Origin of the sequence: Paenibacillus sp. FJAT-27812 (genome assembly GCF_001273905.1) — a bacterium.
Classification (GTDB): domain Bacteria; phylum Bacillota; class Bacilli; order Paenibacillales; family Paenibacillaceae; genus Pristimantibacillus.
Genome location: NZ_LIGH01000001.1, coordinates 4,992,368 through 5,007,802 on the forward strand (window position 1 = coordinate 4,992,368; position 15,435 = coordinate 5,007,802).

Genomic DNA, 15,435 nt, shown 5'->3' on the forward strand with positions numbered 1-15,435 from the left:
ATACGGAATGAGTGCAATTGAAAAAAGCATCGTAGCCGATATGTCATTGGCACCGGATGGACATTTGAAGATTGACTGGGTTGCAGCGCATATGCCGGTTCTGAATACGATCCGCGAGCAGTTCGAGAAGGAACAGCCTTTCAAAGGGCTTAAGGTTACGATTGCGCTTCACTTGGAAGCAAAAACGGCATACCTGGCTAAGGTTGTCAAAGCGGGCGGCGCTGAAGTAACGATTACCGGAAGCAATCCATTGTCAACGCAGGATGATGTTTGTGCCGCACTGGTGGAGGATGGCATTACTGTATTCGCCAAATATAATCCAAGCGCTGAAGAGTTCAAGGCGCTTAACATTAAAGCTCTAGAGTGGAAGCCTGATCTTATTATTGATGATGGCGGAGACCTTGCTACGATTCTGAACTCGGAGCATCCAGAACTTGGCGAGAACCTTCGCGGCGGAGCGGAAGAAACGACGACTGGAATCATTAGGCTGAAAGCGATGGAGAAGGACGGCTCCTTGAAATTCCCGATGGTTGCGGTAAACGATGCGTATTGCAAGCATTTGTTCGATAACCGTTATGGTACGGGCCAATCGGTATGGGATGGCATTAACCGGACTACCAACCTAATGGTCGCGGGCAAAACGGTTGTCGTTGTCGGCTATGGCTGGTGCGGCAAAGGCGTTGCGATGCGGGCGAAGGGGCTTGGCGCGAATGTCGTAGTAACCGAGATCGATGCGATCAAAGCGGTTGAAGCTTACATGGACGGCTTTGCCGTTATGCCGATGATTGAAGCTGCTAAGGTCGGAGAGTTTTTTGTGACGGTTACCGGCAACCGTGACGTTATCCGCGGCGAGCACTACGAGGTTATGAAAGACGGAGCGATTATCTCAAACGCAGGGCATTTTGACGTTGAGGCGAACAAGCCAGAGCTTGCTGCATTATCGGCTAGCGTGCGTACGGTCCGTCGCAACATCGAAGAATATAAGCTGCAGGATGGCCGCAGCATCTATTTGTTAGCAGAAGGACGTCTTGTTAATTTGGCTGCCGGCGACGGACATCCAGCGGAAATTATGGATATGACATTCGCGCTTCAAGCCGTTGCTCTAAAATATGTGAACGAGCAATACAAAGCGATCGGAAGCAAGGTCGTTAACGTGCCTTATGAGCTTGATGAGCAGGTAGCGCGCCTCAAGCTGCAATCGCTTGGCTTTGGCATCGATAAGCTCACTGATGAGCAGGCCGCTTACTTGGACAGCTGGAAAGAAGCAGAATAATGAATTGGGAAGCCGCGATCAATCGCGGCTTTTTTTTGTTTTGTAACCTTTTATTCCCAAACCGCGTCTAGAAGTGAAACGGTAAGGGGGGATTATTTTGTACAAACAGACAAAAAAATATTGTACTTGGGTTATTTTTATTTTGTTGATTGGGTTGTTGGCAGGCTGTGCCTCGTCAAACTCCAATGTTGCAAGCGACAAAGCGGCAACGGAGTCAGCGCCAATGGAGGGCGCCAATGCTGAAAGCAGCAGTGAATCCATCGCGGATAAAGCTGCGACTGATACTGCCGTGACAACTGGAGGAGAAAGCGATACGGCTGCAGGCGGCGGCTTTTCTTCTGAGACTGCAGCGGGTGCAGAGGGCTTTAACCAGAAAATTATTTATACCGCTGCGTTAAGCATGCAGGTAGATGAGCTGGCAGAAGCCGCAGCTTCGCTTCGCAATGCGATTCACCAAAGCGGCGGATATATTTTGCAATTTCAAGATACAAGGCATGAAGGTGAAATCGGTTCTACTTATACTATAAAAGTTCCGGCAGCCGGATTTATGTCATTTATCGACCGGATCGAGCTTATCGAGCATAAAACATTTGAAAGAAATATCGGCGGCAAAGACGTATCGGATGAATATGTGGATCTTGAATCCAGGCTAAAGGCAAGGCAGCTAGTGGAGACAAGGCTGCTTGCGATGATGGATGGGGCTGTTAAAGCGGATGATCTATTGAAATTTTCAGCGCAGCTCTCGGAGGTACAGCTCGAAATTGAGCGCATCAAGGGACGAATTCGTTATTTGGATAATAACGTAGCCTTCTCTACTGTGGAGCTGCGCCTGTACCAAACAAACCAAGAGCTGAAAAAAGAAAATGTAGAGAAGCCGAGCTTGGGCGGCAGAATGTCAGATGCGATAACAGGCAGCACGAAGGTCGTATGGGATGCCATAAACCTATTGCTCATTGTACTGGCGGGGGCAGTACCGGTGGCAGCAGTTATTGCAGTCATTGCTATACCTGCCGTTTGGATTTACCGGAGGAAGAAGAAGGTGACCAAGACGAACAAAATGCCGAATTCAGATGAGGAAGGGCAGCCGCCAACCGTTTAAAGATTAAGAATCATTAATACTATGAAATATTTTAGAAAAATCCTGCTCTTGGAGCAGGATTTTTATTTTAGGTGGCGAACTATTGTATCTTAGTGGGGAAAAGTGGGGCAAAGTGGTGGATACGGGGGAAGGGGTGGGTCGAAGTCATGTTTATGGGTGAATATCAACATAGCATTGATGAGAAAGGCCGCATCATCATACCTTCGAAATTCCGCGAATCACTAGGAACCTCGTTCATTGCTACCCGCGGTTTAGACAATTGCTTATTCGTATATCCCATGAGTGAGTGGAGCGTTTTGGAGCAAAAATTAAAATCATTGCCGCTAATGAAATCAGATGCGCGTGCTTTTACCCGGTTTTTCTTTTCCGGTGCTACCGAATGTGAGCTTGATAAACAGGGAAGGGTAAACATACCGGGCCATCTTCGCGAATATGCGAAGCTGGACAAAGATTGCATGGTGCTAGGCGTCTCCAGCCGCGTAGAAATTTGGAGCAAACAGAACTGGGACGGCTATTATGAGCAGTCGGAGCAAACTTTCAACGAAATCGCTGAGAAGCTCGTCGATTTTGATTTCAACTTCTAGAATGGACAACAAGAATGGGAGGGCTGAGGCGTGTTTCAGCATATTACAGTACTTTTGGAAGAAGCGGTTGACGGTCTAGCTATTAAGCCGGACGGCATCTACGTCGATTGTACGCTTGGAGGGGCCGGGCATAGTGAGCTAATCGCGTCCCGATTAGGCGAAGGAGGGCGGTTAATCGCATTCGATCAGGATGACTGGGCGCTGGAAAATGCTCGCGTTAGGCTTGCTCCATATATGGATAAAGTAACGCTGGTGAGAAGCAATTTCCGTGATTTAGAACAGGAGCTAAGAGGATGCGGCGTTCCTATGCAGGACGGCATCCCGCAGGTGGACGGCATTTTGTTCGATCTAGGCGTATCAAGCCCGCAGCTTGACGAGGCGGAGCGCGGCTTCAGCTACAATCATGACGCCCCGCTTGACATGCGCATGGATCGGGAGGGTGACCTCACTGCTCATGAAATCGTCAATACATGGGATGAACGTGACATTTCCCGCATATTGGACCGCTACGGCGAAGAGAAGTTCGCTCGCTCCATCGCAAGAAACATTGTGAAAGCGCGAGAAAAGGCGCCAATCGAGAAAACAGGCGAGTTAGCCGAGCTAATCAAAATATCGATTCCGGCAGCAACTAGGCGTACGGGCGGACATCCGGCCAAGCGCTCCTTCCAAGCGCTACGCATCGCAGTAAATGATGAGCTAGGCGCAGAAGAAGAAGCACTGGAGCAGGCGATTCGCTGCTTAGCGCCCGGCGGCCGAGCATCCGTTATTACCTTCCATTCATTGGAGGATCGCATTTGCAAGCAAATGTTCGCGAAGTTTGTGGAGAAATGCACTTGTCCGCCCGACTTTCCGCTATGCGTTTGCGGCAACAGCGGGACGGTAAAATTAGTGAACCGCAAGCCGGTAGTGCCTTCCGAGAGAGAGCTTGAGCTTAATCCGCGCGCAAGGTCTGCAAAGCTTAGAGTAGCAGAAAAATTGTAAGAGGGGGATTTGAATTGGCGTATGTGAATGGCAATTTGGCGCTGCAACCTAAGCGGAAGCAGGATCAGCAAACCGTTATTAAAGAAACGAAACGATTGGTTAAAACTCGCAAATCCTTACCGGTTCAAGAAAAGCTGTTGTACATGTTCACCGTATTAATGTGCGTTGTAGTTGCTGGTGTCATTATTTTTCGCTACGCGCAAATCTATGATATGAACCTCGACATTAAGAAGCTGAACAGCGACTACCAAACGATGAATATTGAAATGGAAGATTTGAAGAAGCAGGTTGAAATGCTAAGCGATCCTGAACGCATCCGTAAGCTTGCCGAGTCGCAAGGAATGGTTAGCTCGCTTGAGGGCGGAATAACGGTAACGACTAACGACAAAGAGTTGAAAACGGCAATGAGTGATCAGGGTGAATGATGATGAAAAAGAGAATTAGATTGCGGACACTGTTGTTTGGAGGGGTAATGACCCTCCTTTTTCTCATTTTAATAAGCAGAATCTATTTCGTGCAGGTGGTAGAGGGCGCGAAGTACTATGATCTGGCGAAGAAGAGATGGTCAGCTGCGGAAGAGATTGTCGCTAAACGCGGCACGATTGCCGATCGAGCGGGAAATGTGCTGGCGATGGACACGATCGCCTATAATGTCTCGGTTAATCCCAAATTGATTAATGAAGAGGATCTGACGGAGGATATTGTTGACGGCTTGAACGAAATACTTGGCATTTCGAAGGATGAGCTTCGGAAAAATGTAACCGCCAAAAAAGACGATGGTACATACGTGGTTAACCGGGAGGTGCGTAAAGGCGGCTGGCAGATCGACAAAACGCATGCCGATAAAATCAAAGAGTTTCGTGAGAAGTTGTCCAAAGAGAAGAAGGTGACTGATGTCGGCATTGAATTGGCGGAAAGTTTGAAACGCTATTATCCTAGAAAAACTTTAGCTTCGCAGCTAGTTGGATATTTGGACCGGGAAGGCGCAGCGATGACTGGCGTAGAAGCTTTTTTCAACGATCAGCTAAGCGGCACTAACGGCTTTATAAAGTACGAGAAAGACGGAAAGCGCGTGCAGCTCGCTGGGGGCGATGTGGAATATCAGCCTGCCAAGGACGGCCAAAATATTAACTTGACTATCGATAACGATATTCAGTTCTACGCGGAGGAAGCTCTGCTGGATATTGTGAAAAAGTATGCGCCTAAGAGCGCGACGGTTATTGCAGCAGATCCGGATACGATGGAAATATTGGCCATGGCCAATACGCCGCAATATGATCCGAATGAATTTTGGAAAAACAATTCGAACTCCTATAATCATGCGATCAAATCCTTGTACGAGCCAGGTTCAACTTTCAAAATCGTAACATTGGCAGCGGCAGTGGAAGAAGGCGTATTTAATCCGGAGGAGATGTACAAATCAGGCCAGATTAAAATTAAAGGCATTCCAAAGCCTATTCGCGATATTAAGCGCGAGGGCTGGGGGACGATCTCTTTTTTGGATGGCTTGAAATATTCCAGTAACGTTGCATTCGTCAAGCTGGGATATGAGAGATTAGGAGAGCAGAAGCTGAGAGATTATTATACGAATTTCGGCTTCGGACAAAAAACGAACATACAGCTTGGCAGTGAGCTTACCGGTTCCATTCGCTTTCAGTACGCGAGCGAGATTGCGAATGCAACGTTCGGACAAGGTGTATCCGTTACGCCGATCCAGCAAGTGGCAGCCGTTGCGGCTGTTGCGAATGGCGGCAAGCTCCTTCAACCGCAAATCGTTAAGAGCATCACCGACCCGACAACCAAAACGACAAAGACAATCGAACCAAAGGTCGTTCGTCAGGTGATCTCGGAGGAAACATCGCGCAAGGTCGGCGAATATTTGGAGCAGGTAGTATCCGATCAAGAGAAGGGTACCGGTAAAAACGCCTATATCGAAGGCTATCGGGTTGCGGGAAAAACAGGTACAGCTCAGAAGGTAATCGACAATAAATATTCCACAACAAAGTTCGTCGTTTCGTTTATCGGATACGCACCTGTTGATGATCCTAAAATTGTCGTATATGTCGTTGTGGATGAACCCAATGATCCTACCGTCGGTGGAGGAAGGGTTGCTGCTCCGGCGTTTAAGCAAATCGTGCTGAAGAGCTTGCGCAAAATGGGCGTAGCGCCTAATTACCCTACGCAGACGGATGACGTGAAGAAGGAAGTTTCGATAACGGTTCCTAAAGTAACCGCGCTTCCTATTGCGCAGGCAAAGGCTGAATTAAAAGCAAAAGCGATGACGTTCGAACAGGTTGGAAACGGAAAGACGGTCTTGCAGCAAATTCCAGCGGAAGGCTCATCCGTTCATCCGACTCAGAAAATCTATTTGATTACCGAGCAGAAAGAGAAGCTGGCAATTCCGGATTTGAAAGGCGTGTCGCTCCGTGACGCGCTGGAAATCACCTCGCTCATAGGCATACGCCTTATTCCGGATGGGGAAGGCTTTGTTGTATCCCAGAAGGAAGAGACGTTAAATAACGTAAGGGTATTGAGCGTCAAGCTCGCTCCGCCGCTTGGCGCAGACGGGCAAAAGGATACGGCAGGGCAAGACTCGGATGCCGAAGGGAAAGCAAATGAGGACGATGCAGATACCCCTCAGGGTGATTCCGAACCTGGCGGGAAAGCATCAGATGATGCCGCCAACTCTGGCGGAACGACGAATGCAAGCAGCAACCCCAGTACCAACAACAACGCCTCTGGCGAATAAGCAATAATTAAACACGGACGAAGGCGGCTGCCTTCGTCTAAAGCTTGTTCTATCCTCCGCTTGTCCCGAATAATCTGGGAATGAGCGTCATTGAGCGCTCCTTTCGAAACAGTCAAGCGGAGGGGGAACAAGTTGTGAAGGTATCCAATGTAACGGTCAGGCGACGTTTATTTATCGTACTTATATTGGCGGGAATTTCATTTCTTGCCTTATGTATCAGACTAAGCTATGTACAGTTGTGGCAAGGCGAGGAGCTGGCAGATAAAGCGGAGAACTCATGGCGGCGCGATATTCCGTACGTTGCTAAACGCGGAGAGATTGTGGACCGCAACGGGATACAGCTCGCCTACAACGTCAGCTCTCCAACTGTCTACGCGATTCCTGTACAGATCAAAGATCAGCAGGCGGTTGCAGCCGCGCTTGCCCCGCTGCTGGACATGTCGCAGGAGACGCTCTTCAACAAGATCAAAAGAGGGAAAATGATCGTAAAGCTTGGGCCAGGCGGCCGAAAGATTACGATAGACAAGGCGGAACAAATCCGCGCGCTGGATCTTCCTGGCATCGTTGTTGCCGAAGATAACAAACGGTTTTATCCGTATGGCAGCCTTGCTGCGCATGTGCTCGGTTTTACGGGAATCGACAATCAAGGCTTAACGGGCATTGAAGCCAAATACAATACCGAGCTTAGCGGCATCGGCGGCAGCGTATCTTTTTTGTCTGACGCAGCCGGCAGGCAAATGCCGAATTCGTCGGATACCTACGTCGAGCCGAAGGACGGGCTTACGATGCAGCTTACGATCGACAAGCAAATTCAGACCGTCATGGAGCGAGAGCTTGATCAAGCGATGACGAAGCTGCAGCCGGACGGCATTATCGCCATAGCGATGGACCCGAATAACGGAGAGATTCTCGGAATGGCAAGCCGTCCGACGTTCGAGCCGGATAAGTACCGCGAGGTGCCGACGGAGGTTTACAACCGCAACTTGCCGATTTGGATGACCTACGAGCCGGGCTCCACCTTTAAAATTATTACGCTTGCCGCTGCTCTGGAGGAGAAGAAGGTAGATTTGAAAAACGAACGCTTCTTCGATCCCGGCGCTATCGAGGTTGGCGGTGCAAGGCTCCGCTGCTGGAAGAAGGGCGGACATGGCAGCCAGACGTTTCTGGAGGTAGTTGAAAATTCATGCAACCCCGGCTTCGTAACCCTTGGCCAGCGGCTTGGCAAAGAGAAGCTGTTCGATTATATTAAGAACTTCGGCTTTGGCACAAAGACAGGCATCGATATAGGCGGCGAGGAAAACGGGATTTTGTTCAAGCTCAGCCAGGTCGGACCGGTTGAGCTAGCCACGACAGCGTTCGGCCAAGGGGTGTCGGTTACGCCGATCCAGCAAATTACAGCGGTATCTGCCGCCATTAACGGCGGAACGCTATACAAGCCTCATGTAGCGAAGTCTTGGATTAACCCAGAAACCGGCGCGACCGTAGAGACCGTCAAATCAGAGGCCGTGCGCAAGGTTATTTCGGAGGATACTTCGAAGCAAGTGCGCGAAGCGCTTGAGAGCGTAGTGGCGAAGGGAACTGGTAAAAATGCTTTCATCGACGGTTACCGCGTAGGCGGCAAGACGGGTACTGCGCAGAAGGTTATTAACGGCCGTTATTCACCGAATGAGCATATCGTTTCCTTCGTAGGATTTGCTCCGGCGGATGATCCGCAAATCGTTATTTACGTAGCGGTCGACAATCCGCAGGGAATTCAGTTCGGGGGCGTTGTCGCAGCGCCGATCGTCCGCAATATTATGGAGGACGCTTTGTCGATCTTGGAAGTGCCTTCCCGCGATAAGCAGATCGACCGGATCTATAAGTACGGCGAAACTCCGATCGTGACGGTGCCTAATCTGGTGGGCAAAACCGTGTCGGATTTGTATGAGGATCTGAACATGAATTTTAATCTAACGTCAGCAGGCTCGGGAAAAACGGTTATCAGGCAAGCTCCCGCTGCCGGAACCCGCGTTGACCGCGGTTCAACGATTCGGATCTATTTGGGCGAAGACGATAATATATCCCACTCCCATTGACTATAATGGTAGTTAACGAGGGTGCTGAGGGCGGCATATCGATGCTCCGTCAGCGCTTAAGGGAGGAGTGGGGCAGATGCGTTTAAAGGATGTTGCGGAGCTGCTTGCAACCGCGCGGCTCATAGGCGATGGGGAAACGGAATTAAGCGGCATCGAAACCGATTCACGGAGCATCAGCGAGGGTCAATTGTTTATCTGCCTAAGAGGTCACACCGTTGATGGCCATTTGTTTGCGCCTCAAGCAGCCGCGGCCGGGGCTGCTGCGCTTATTGTGGAGCGGCCGCTTAATTTGCCGCTTCCGCAAATTGTAGTTAGGGATTGCCGGCTTGCAATGGCAGTCATCGCCAATCATTTTTACGAATATCCAAGCCACACGCTCAAATTAATCGGTGTCACGGGCACGAACGGCAAGACGACAACCACGTATTTGATTGAGCAAATTTTGAATGATCAGCATAAGCCAACCGGCGTGATCGGCACGATAGAGCGTCGTTACGCAGGGCTTTCGTTTCCGATGACGAGCACGACCCCCCAGACGCTGCAGCTGCAGCGTTATCTTGGGGAAATGCGCGATGCGGGCACGAAGTATTGCGCAATGGAAGTATCGTCTCATGCGCTGGAGCAAGGCAGGGTGAAGGGCTGCCGTTTTCGGACGGCGGTGTTTACGAATCTGACGCAAGACCATCTGGATTACCATGAAACGATGGATCGATATGCGGCAGTGAAAGGCTTGTTTTTTTCGAGGCTGGGCAATGAGTATACGGCTGAGGAGAGCGAGCGTTCCTATGCTGTTCTAAACGCGGATGACGCCGCTGCCGCAGAATACGCGGAGCTGACGGCATCGGAGGTGGTGACCTACGGGATCGATAAGGAGGCGGATGTTCGCGCCTCGAATATTCGTATTACGGCGCAGGGAACCTCTTTCCATGTCCAAACCTTTCGGGGAGAGACGGACGTAACGCTTCAAATGGCGGGCAAGTTCAATGTATACAATGCGCTTGCCGCAATTAGCGCCGTGCTTCTTGAAGGGGTGGAGCTGGAGGCGATTGCCCGCAGCTTAAGCGCGATTCCCGGCGTTCCTGGACGCGTTGAGGCAGTTAATGCCGGGCAAGCGTTCGCCGTGATCGTCGATTACGCGCATACGCCGGATGGTCTGGAAAATGTGCTGCGGGCGATCGAGCAGTTTGCCGAGMAGCGAATTATCTGCGTATTTGGCTGCGGAGGCGACCGGGATCGGTCGAAGAGGCCGCTAATGGGAAAAATTGCCGTTAAATATGCAGACTACGCGATTATTACTTCGGATAATCCGCGCACGGAGCCGCCGGAGCTTATACTTAAGGATATTGAGGATGGTCTTATTAAAGGTAAAATCGATCCTTCCACATATGAATTACTTGCCGACCGGAAGGCGGCAATTCAAAAAGCGGTTGAAATGGCAAGCCAAGGCGATGTAGTATTGATTGCGGGGAAAGGTCATGAAACCTACCAAGATATCAACGGAGTCAAATATCCTTTTGATGATCGAAAAGTAGCGAAAGAAGCGATAAGGGGAATCATACATTGATTAAACGTACGATCAAGCAAATTGCCGAAATGAGCGGCGCAAGATGGAATGGAAGCAATAAGGAACTAATGATAACGGGTGTAACGACTGACTCGCGGCAGGCTGCTGCGGGCCAGTTGTTCATTCCGCTCGTTGGCGAGCAGTTCGACGGGCATGCCTATTTGGAGCAAGCCGTTCATAACGGAGCGGTAGCTGCGCTATGGCAGAAGGGGCGCGAGGTGCCGGAATCGATGTCCGACGTGCCTCTCCTCATCGTAGGGGATACGCTCGTTGCTTTGCAGCGGCTTGCGTCCGCCTACCGAAGCGAGTTAGTCGTGCGCGTCGTTGGGATAACGGGAAGCAACGGCAAAACAACGACAAAAGATATGACGGCTGCTATTCTCGGAACCTCTTATAAGGTTCACAAGACGGAAGGCAACCTGAACAATCATATCGGCTTGCCGCTGACCGTGCTTCAGCTTGAGGAGGACACGGAGGTAGCCGTCCTTGAGATGGGCATGAGCGGCTTCGGCGAAATCGAGCTGCTTACGAAGATAGCGCAGCCGGATGCCGCGATCATTACTAACGTTGGCGACGCCCACCTGCTGCATCTGGGCTCGCGCGCTGGCATTGCCAAAGCGAAGCTGGAAATCGCTCTTGGCTTAAGCGAGGATGGCTTGCTGCTTTACAACGGCGACGAGCCGCTGCTCGAAACCGAGCTTGAGCGCTCCGTGCTGCCGGCTGGCATCGTGCGCCGCACCTTTGGCTTAGCTGCGCATAATGAATGGTCCGCTGCCGACATCGTCATTGAATCGGAAGCCGCTTCGTTTACAGCGATTTATAACGGAACGCCAAGCGGAATCGGGACCGTGCGAATTCCTGTGCCCGGTCAGCATAATGTCAGCAACGCGCTTGCCGCGATCGCAATTGGACGCTTCTTCGGCGTTCCGGCTGCAAAGATCATCGAAGGCTTAAGCCACTTGAAGCTGACAGGCATGCGTATTCAGCCCGTACGAGCTTTTAATGGCGCGATGCTTTTGAACGACGCCTATAACGCAAACCCTACAGCTGTTCGCGCGGCGATTGATCTTGTCGAGCAATTGGAAGGTTATACACGCAAATGGATCGTGCTTGGCGACATGCTGGAGCTCGGGCCGGATGAGCAGAAGATGCACTTCGATGTCGGAGCTTACATTACGCCTAGCAAAGCCGATGCGGTCCTTACGTTCGGACCGGTCGCGCAGCATATCTCGCAGGGTGTGAAGTCGCAATTTCCAAGCGCTTCTGCGAATGATGCGATTCGTCATTTTGAAGAGAAAGATGAGCTTGTACAGTGGCTGCGCAATCAACTTTTGCCAACGGACATCGTCCTTGTAAAAGGTTCGCGCGGCATGCGGATGGAACAGATTGTCCAAGCTTTGGAAGTGGGGTGAGGAAATGGACATGATGGTCATTTTATTTTCGATAGGCGCCTCCTTCTTGCTAGCGGTTTTGCTCGGACCATTGTTCATTCCGCTGCTACGCCGCTTGAAGTTTGGCCAGCAAATTCGTACGGAAGGCCCGCAAAGCCATCTGAAAAAAAGCGGAACGCCAACGATGGGCGGCATCATTATTATGATTGCGCTCATGATTGCCTTTCTGAAGTTTTCCGATAAAACGGCGGAGTTTTGGGTGCTGTTGACGGCTTCGCTCGGCTTTGGCTTAGTAGGCTTTCTGGATGATTACATTAAAATTGTTTTCAAAAGATCGCTTGGCCTCACGGCTAGGCAAAAGCTGTTCGGCCAGCTGCTGTTCTCCATAATCGTGTGCGCGATGCTCTACAATATGCACCACAGCACCGAAATTACGGTGCCGGGCACAAGCTGGGGCTTTGACCTAGGCTGGTTCTACTACCCGCTAGTCGTCATTATTATGTTCGCAGCAAGCAACTCGGTTAATTTCACCGACGGTCTTGATGGCCTGCTCGCGGGCACAAGCGCAATCGCCTTTGGCGCATTCACCGTTGTCGCGCTGCAAACGTCGGCACATGAATCAGCGGTGTTCTCTGCCGCTATGGTCGGCGCTGTGCTAGGCTTTCTCGTATTCAATAAGCATCCGGCAAAGGTGTTCATGGGTGACATGGGCTCGCTCGGCATTGGCGGCGGGATTGCGGCAGTGGCGATTTTGACGAAGACTGAGCTTCTGCTTATCATTATTGGCGGTGTTTTCGTACTCGAAATGCTTTCGGTTATTTTGCAGGTAGGTTCATTCAAGCTCAGAGGCAAGCGCATTTTCAAAATGAGTCCGATCCATCACCATTTCGAGCTGGTAGGCTGGTCCGAATGGAAGGTCGTTACCGTGTTTTGGCTCGTTGGATTAGTGCTTGCAGCAATTGGACTTCTTTTTGTTATATAATTGAGACAAATGTAATGAAAAAGCGGCTGCCGATTTATTTGGGGCCGCTTCATGTATCCATAGAAGGGACTGTCAGTTATGAATCATCCGGCATCTTATCAAGGCCGCCGAGTTGTCGTACTAGGCTTGGCTAGAAGCGGGGTTAGCGTAGCGAAAGTATTTCATCAATTAGGCGCTGACGTCGTAGTGAACGACATGAAAAAACGCGAATTATGCCCCGAAGCGGACGAATTGACTGCTTTGGGCATTTCTGTGCTATGCGGCTACCACCCAGACGATCTAATTACAGAGGAAACGGCGCTATTGATTAAAAACCCCGGCATCCCGTACACGTCTCCGCCTGTGCAGAGAGCGGAGGAGCTTGGCGTTGAAGTCATTACAGAGGTAGAAGCGGCTTACTGGCTATCTCCTGCCCCGATCATAGGCATAACAGGCTCAAACGGCAAAACGACGACGACGACTTGGATCGGCGAAATTTTAAGCACTGCGGGCTTGAAGCCCATCGTTGCAGGAAATATCGGCCGTCCGCTCTGCGAAGCAGCCCAGGAGGCAACGCCGGACCAATGGATCGTTGCCGAGCTCAGCAGCTTTCAGCTTAAAGGGACGAATGCCTTTCGCCCTCATATCGCGCTATTGCTAAACATTGCAGAGACGCATCTGGATTATCATGGCGATATGGATGACTACGTCAATTCCAAAGCCAAGCTGTTCGATAACCAAACCGAGGATGATGTGGCTGTCGTTAACTGGGATGACCCGGAATGCAGAGCGCTATCCGAATTTCTCGTCGCGCAGCAGCTTCCGTTTTCCCTTTATGAGCGGCTGGACACAGGTATTTATATTGAGCCGCCATATGAGCTGGATGTCGTTGATTCGCAAGAGCAGGAAGCGGCAAAAAATAGACAGATCGTATTCCGACAAGGAGAAGATTCGGAAATAACGATTTTGCCAGTCTCCGAGCTTGGCATACCAGGGCGTCACAACGCTGCTAACGCGCTTGCGGCTATTGGAGCCAGCTTAGCTGCAGGAGTTGCCCCGGATCAGCTTATAGCGCCGCTCAGGGAGTTTGATGCCGTAGAGCATCGGCTGGAGTTCGTGCGCGAAGTAAACGGAGTCAAATATTACAACGATTCCAAGGCGACAAATCCAGTCGCGACTACGATTGCGGTTCAATCCTTCGCAGCGCCGATCGTGCTGGTAGCTGGCGGGCTTGACCGCGGCTCTGATTATATGGAGCTTGTTCCTTTATTCCGCGAACGCCTCAAAGCGCTCGTTACATTTGGCCAGACAAGCGAGAAGCTGGCCCGGGTTGCTGAGCTAGCAGGTTTAGGCAAGATAGAAATCGTCGAACCTAGTGAGGACGCCGAATCCGTCCTGCGACAAGCGGTGAAGCAAGCAGCAGCTATAGCTGAGACAGGTGATATCGTGCTATTATCGCCTGCATGCGCTAGCTGGGATATGTTTGCCTCATATGAGCAAAGAGGGCGCATTTTTAAAGATTCGGCGCATACCTTGTAAGTAGGGGGCATGTCCCTACTTTCCCATGCTAAGAGGTGTGTTCGCTATGGCCAAAGCGCGTTCTGCCCCGGATATTTGGATGTTGTCTGCAATTGGGCTCATTCTCGCAATCGGGTTGATTATGGTATACAGCGCTAGTGCAGTGCTAGCTTTTCATGAATTCGGCGATCGTTTCTATTTCGTGAAGCGCCAGGTTATATTTGCCGCTTTAGGTGTAGGTGCGTTACTATTTACAATGAATACGCACTATACCGTATGGAAAAAGTGGGCGCCGATGGCGTTGATTGTTTGCTTTGGACTGCTGCTGCTCGTTTTGGTTCCCGGTGTCGGCGTCGTGCGCGGCGGTGCCCGCAGCTGGCTCGGCATCAGCTCCTTCGGCATTCAGCCTTCGGAATTTATGAAGCTGGCCATGATCCTGTTTCTATCGAAGTGGCTCTCAGAGAAGCAGCAGACGATTACGCAATTCACGAAAGGGCTAATGCCGCCGCTTGGTTTAGTGGGACTAGCCTTCGGCTTAATTATGCTTCAGCCCGATCTTGGAACCGGTGCGGTTATGGTAGGCGCATCCTTGCTGCTTATCTTTACGGCTGGCGCTAGAATGGCTCATTTGGGCGGGCTGGCGATGATCGGTGTTGTAGGTTTTATCGGACTGGTTATCGCAGCGCCGTATCGCTTGAAAAGAATAACGAATTTTCTTGATCCATGGGCAGATCCGCTAGGCGGGGGCTATCAAATCATTCAATCTCTGTACGCGATTGGGCCTGGCGGATTAGTAGGGCTTGGCCTTGGCATGAGCCGTCAAAAGTTCAGCTATTTGCCGGAGCCGCAAACCGATTTTATTTTTTCGATATTAGCGGAGGAACTCGGCTTTATTGGCGGAGTTACGCTCATCTTATTATTTTTAATCGTTATTTGGAGAGGCGTTCGTGCAGCCATTGCCGCGCCGGATACTTTTGGCAGCTTGCTTGCTGTTGGCATTACCGGCATCGTCGGCGTGCAAGTGCTCATTAACATAGGCGTCGTCATCGGCATGATGCCAGTAACGGGCATAACGCTGCCGCTCGTCAGCTACGGCGGTTCGTCGCTTACGCTTTTATTAACGGCACTGGGCATTTTATTGAACATCTCTCGATATTCGAGGTGAGGGTGGATGCCTGATTGGATTGGCCATTTAGAACATAATGAATTCAAATGTCCGGCTTTTGATCGGTTTGCAGCT

At 50.7% G+C, this 15,435-nt stretch carries 12 protein-coding genes; all 12 read left to right on the plus strand.

The window, feature by feature from the left end:
* The first annotated feature begins 7 nt into the window (after positions 1–7).
* The 12 genes from ADU23_RS20790 to spoVE all read left to right on the plus strand — a co-directional run bounded on the left by ADU23_RS20790 (position 8) and on the right by spoVE (position 15,360).
* Complete coding sequence (locus tag ADU23_RS20790; protein ID WP_053375488.1) at positions 8–1,273, plus strand: adenosylhomocysteinase; 1,266 nt, start codon at positions 8–10, stop codon at positions 1,271–1,273.
* Between the two features lie 97 nt (positions 1,274–1,370).
* Positions 1,371–2,372 (plus strand): DUF4349 domain-containing protein, encoded by a 1,002-nt coding sequence (locus tag ADU23_RS20795; RefSeq protein ID WP_053375489.1) that lies wholly within the window; start codon positions 1,371–1,373, stop codon positions 2,370–2,372.
* Positions 2,373–2,518: 146 nt separating this feature from the next.
* Positions 2,519–2,956, plus strand: a complete 438-nt coding sequence (mraZ, locus tag ADU23_RS20800; RefSeq protein WP_053375490.1) for a division/cell wall cluster transcriptional repressor MraZ — start codon at positions 2,519–2,521, stop codon at positions 2,954–2,956.
* Between the two features lie 30 nt (positions 2,957–2,986).
* Positions 2,987–3,937 (plus strand): 16S rRNA (cytosine(1402)-N(4))-methyltransferase RsmH, encoded by a 951-nt coding sequence (rsmH, locus tag ADU23_RS20805; protein WP_053375491.1) that lies wholly within the window; start codon positions 2,987–2,989, stop codon positions 3,935–3,937.
* Positions 3,938–3,960: 23 nt separating this feature from the next.
* The gene (ftsL, locus tag ADU23_RS20810; RefSeq protein WP_231637628.1) at positions 3,961–4,362 is read left to right on the plus strand and encodes a cell division protein FtsL; all 402 of its coding nucleotides are present in this window, start codon (positions 3,961–3,963) and stop codon (positions 4,360–4,362) included.
* A gap of 89 nt (positions 4,363–4,451) precedes the next feature.
* Complete coding sequence (locus tag ADU23_RS20815; RefSeq protein ID WP_231637500.1) at positions 4,452–6,686, plus strand: penicillin-binding transpeptidase domain-containing protein; 2,235 nt, start codon at positions 4,452–4,454, stop codon at positions 6,684–6,686.
* Positions 6,687–6,820: 134 nt separating this feature from the next.
* Positions 6,821–8,761 (plus strand): stage V sporulation protein D, encoded by a 1,941-nt coding sequence (locus ADU23_RS20820; protein ID WP_053375493.1) that lies wholly within the window; start codon positions 6,821–6,823, stop codon positions 8,759–8,761.
* Between the two features lie 76 nt (positions 8,762–8,837).
* Positions 8,838–10,325 carry a UDP-N-acetylmuramoyl-L-alanyl-D-glutamate--2,6-diaminopimelate ligase gene (locus tag ADU23_RS20825; protein WP_053375494.1) on the plus strand — a complete coding sequence of 496 codons (1,488 nt, stop codon included), beginning with the start codon at positions 8,838–8,840 and terminating at the stop codon, positions 10,323–10,325.
* A complete protein-coding gene (locus ADU23_RS20830; RefSeq protein ID WP_053375495.1) occupies positions 10,322–11,737 on the plus strand; it encodes a UDP-N-acetylmuramoyl-tripeptide--D-alanyl-D-alanine ligase in 1,416 nt (471 codons plus the stop codon). Before ADU23_RS20825 ends, ADU23_RS20830 begins: the two co-directional genes overlap by 4 nt.
* A 4-nt stretch (positions 11,738–11,741) precedes the next feature.
* Entirely contained in the window at positions 11,742–12,698 is a 957-nt protein-coding gene (mraY, locus tag ADU23_RS20835; protein ID WP_053375496.1) for a phospho-N-acetylmuramoyl-pentapeptide-transferase, read from the plus strand.
* Between the two features lie 78 nt (positions 12,699–12,776).
* Positions 12,777–14,216: a UDP-N-acetylmuramoyl-L-alanine--D-glutamate ligase gene (murD, locus tag ADU23_RS20840; protein WP_053375497.1), complete on the plus strand. Its 1,440-nt coding sequence runs from the start codon at positions 12,777–12,779 to the stop codon at positions 14,214–14,216.
* 46 nt (positions 14,217–14,262) lie between these two features.
* Positions 14,263–15,360: a stage V sporulation protein E gene (gene spoVE, locus ADU23_RS20845; RefSeq protein ID WP_053375498.1), complete on the plus strand. Its 1,098-nt coding sequence runs from the start codon at positions 14,263–14,265 to the stop codon at positions 15,358–15,360.
* Positions 15,361–15,435: the final 75 nt, after the last annotated feature.

Coding starts and splice junctions, on each gene's coding strand:
- ADU23_RS20790 (WP_053375488.1), top strand. CDS start 8: ATGAGTGCAATTGAAAAAAGCATCGTAGCCGATATGTCATTGGCACCG.
- mraZ (WP_053375490.1), top strand. CDS start 2,519: ATGTTTATGGGTGAATATCAACATAGCATTGATGAGAAAGGCCGCATC.
- mraY (WP_053375496.1), top strand. CDS start 11,742: ATGGACATGATGGTCATTTTATTTTCGATAGGCGCCTCCTTCTTGCTA.
- murD (WP_053375497.1), top strand. CDS start 12,777: ATGAATCATCCGGCATCTTATCAAGGCCGCCGAGTTGTCGTACTAGGC.
- spoVE (WP_053375498.1), top strand. CDS start 14,263: ATGGCCAAAGCGCGTTCTGCCCCGGATATTTGGATGTTGTCTGCAATT.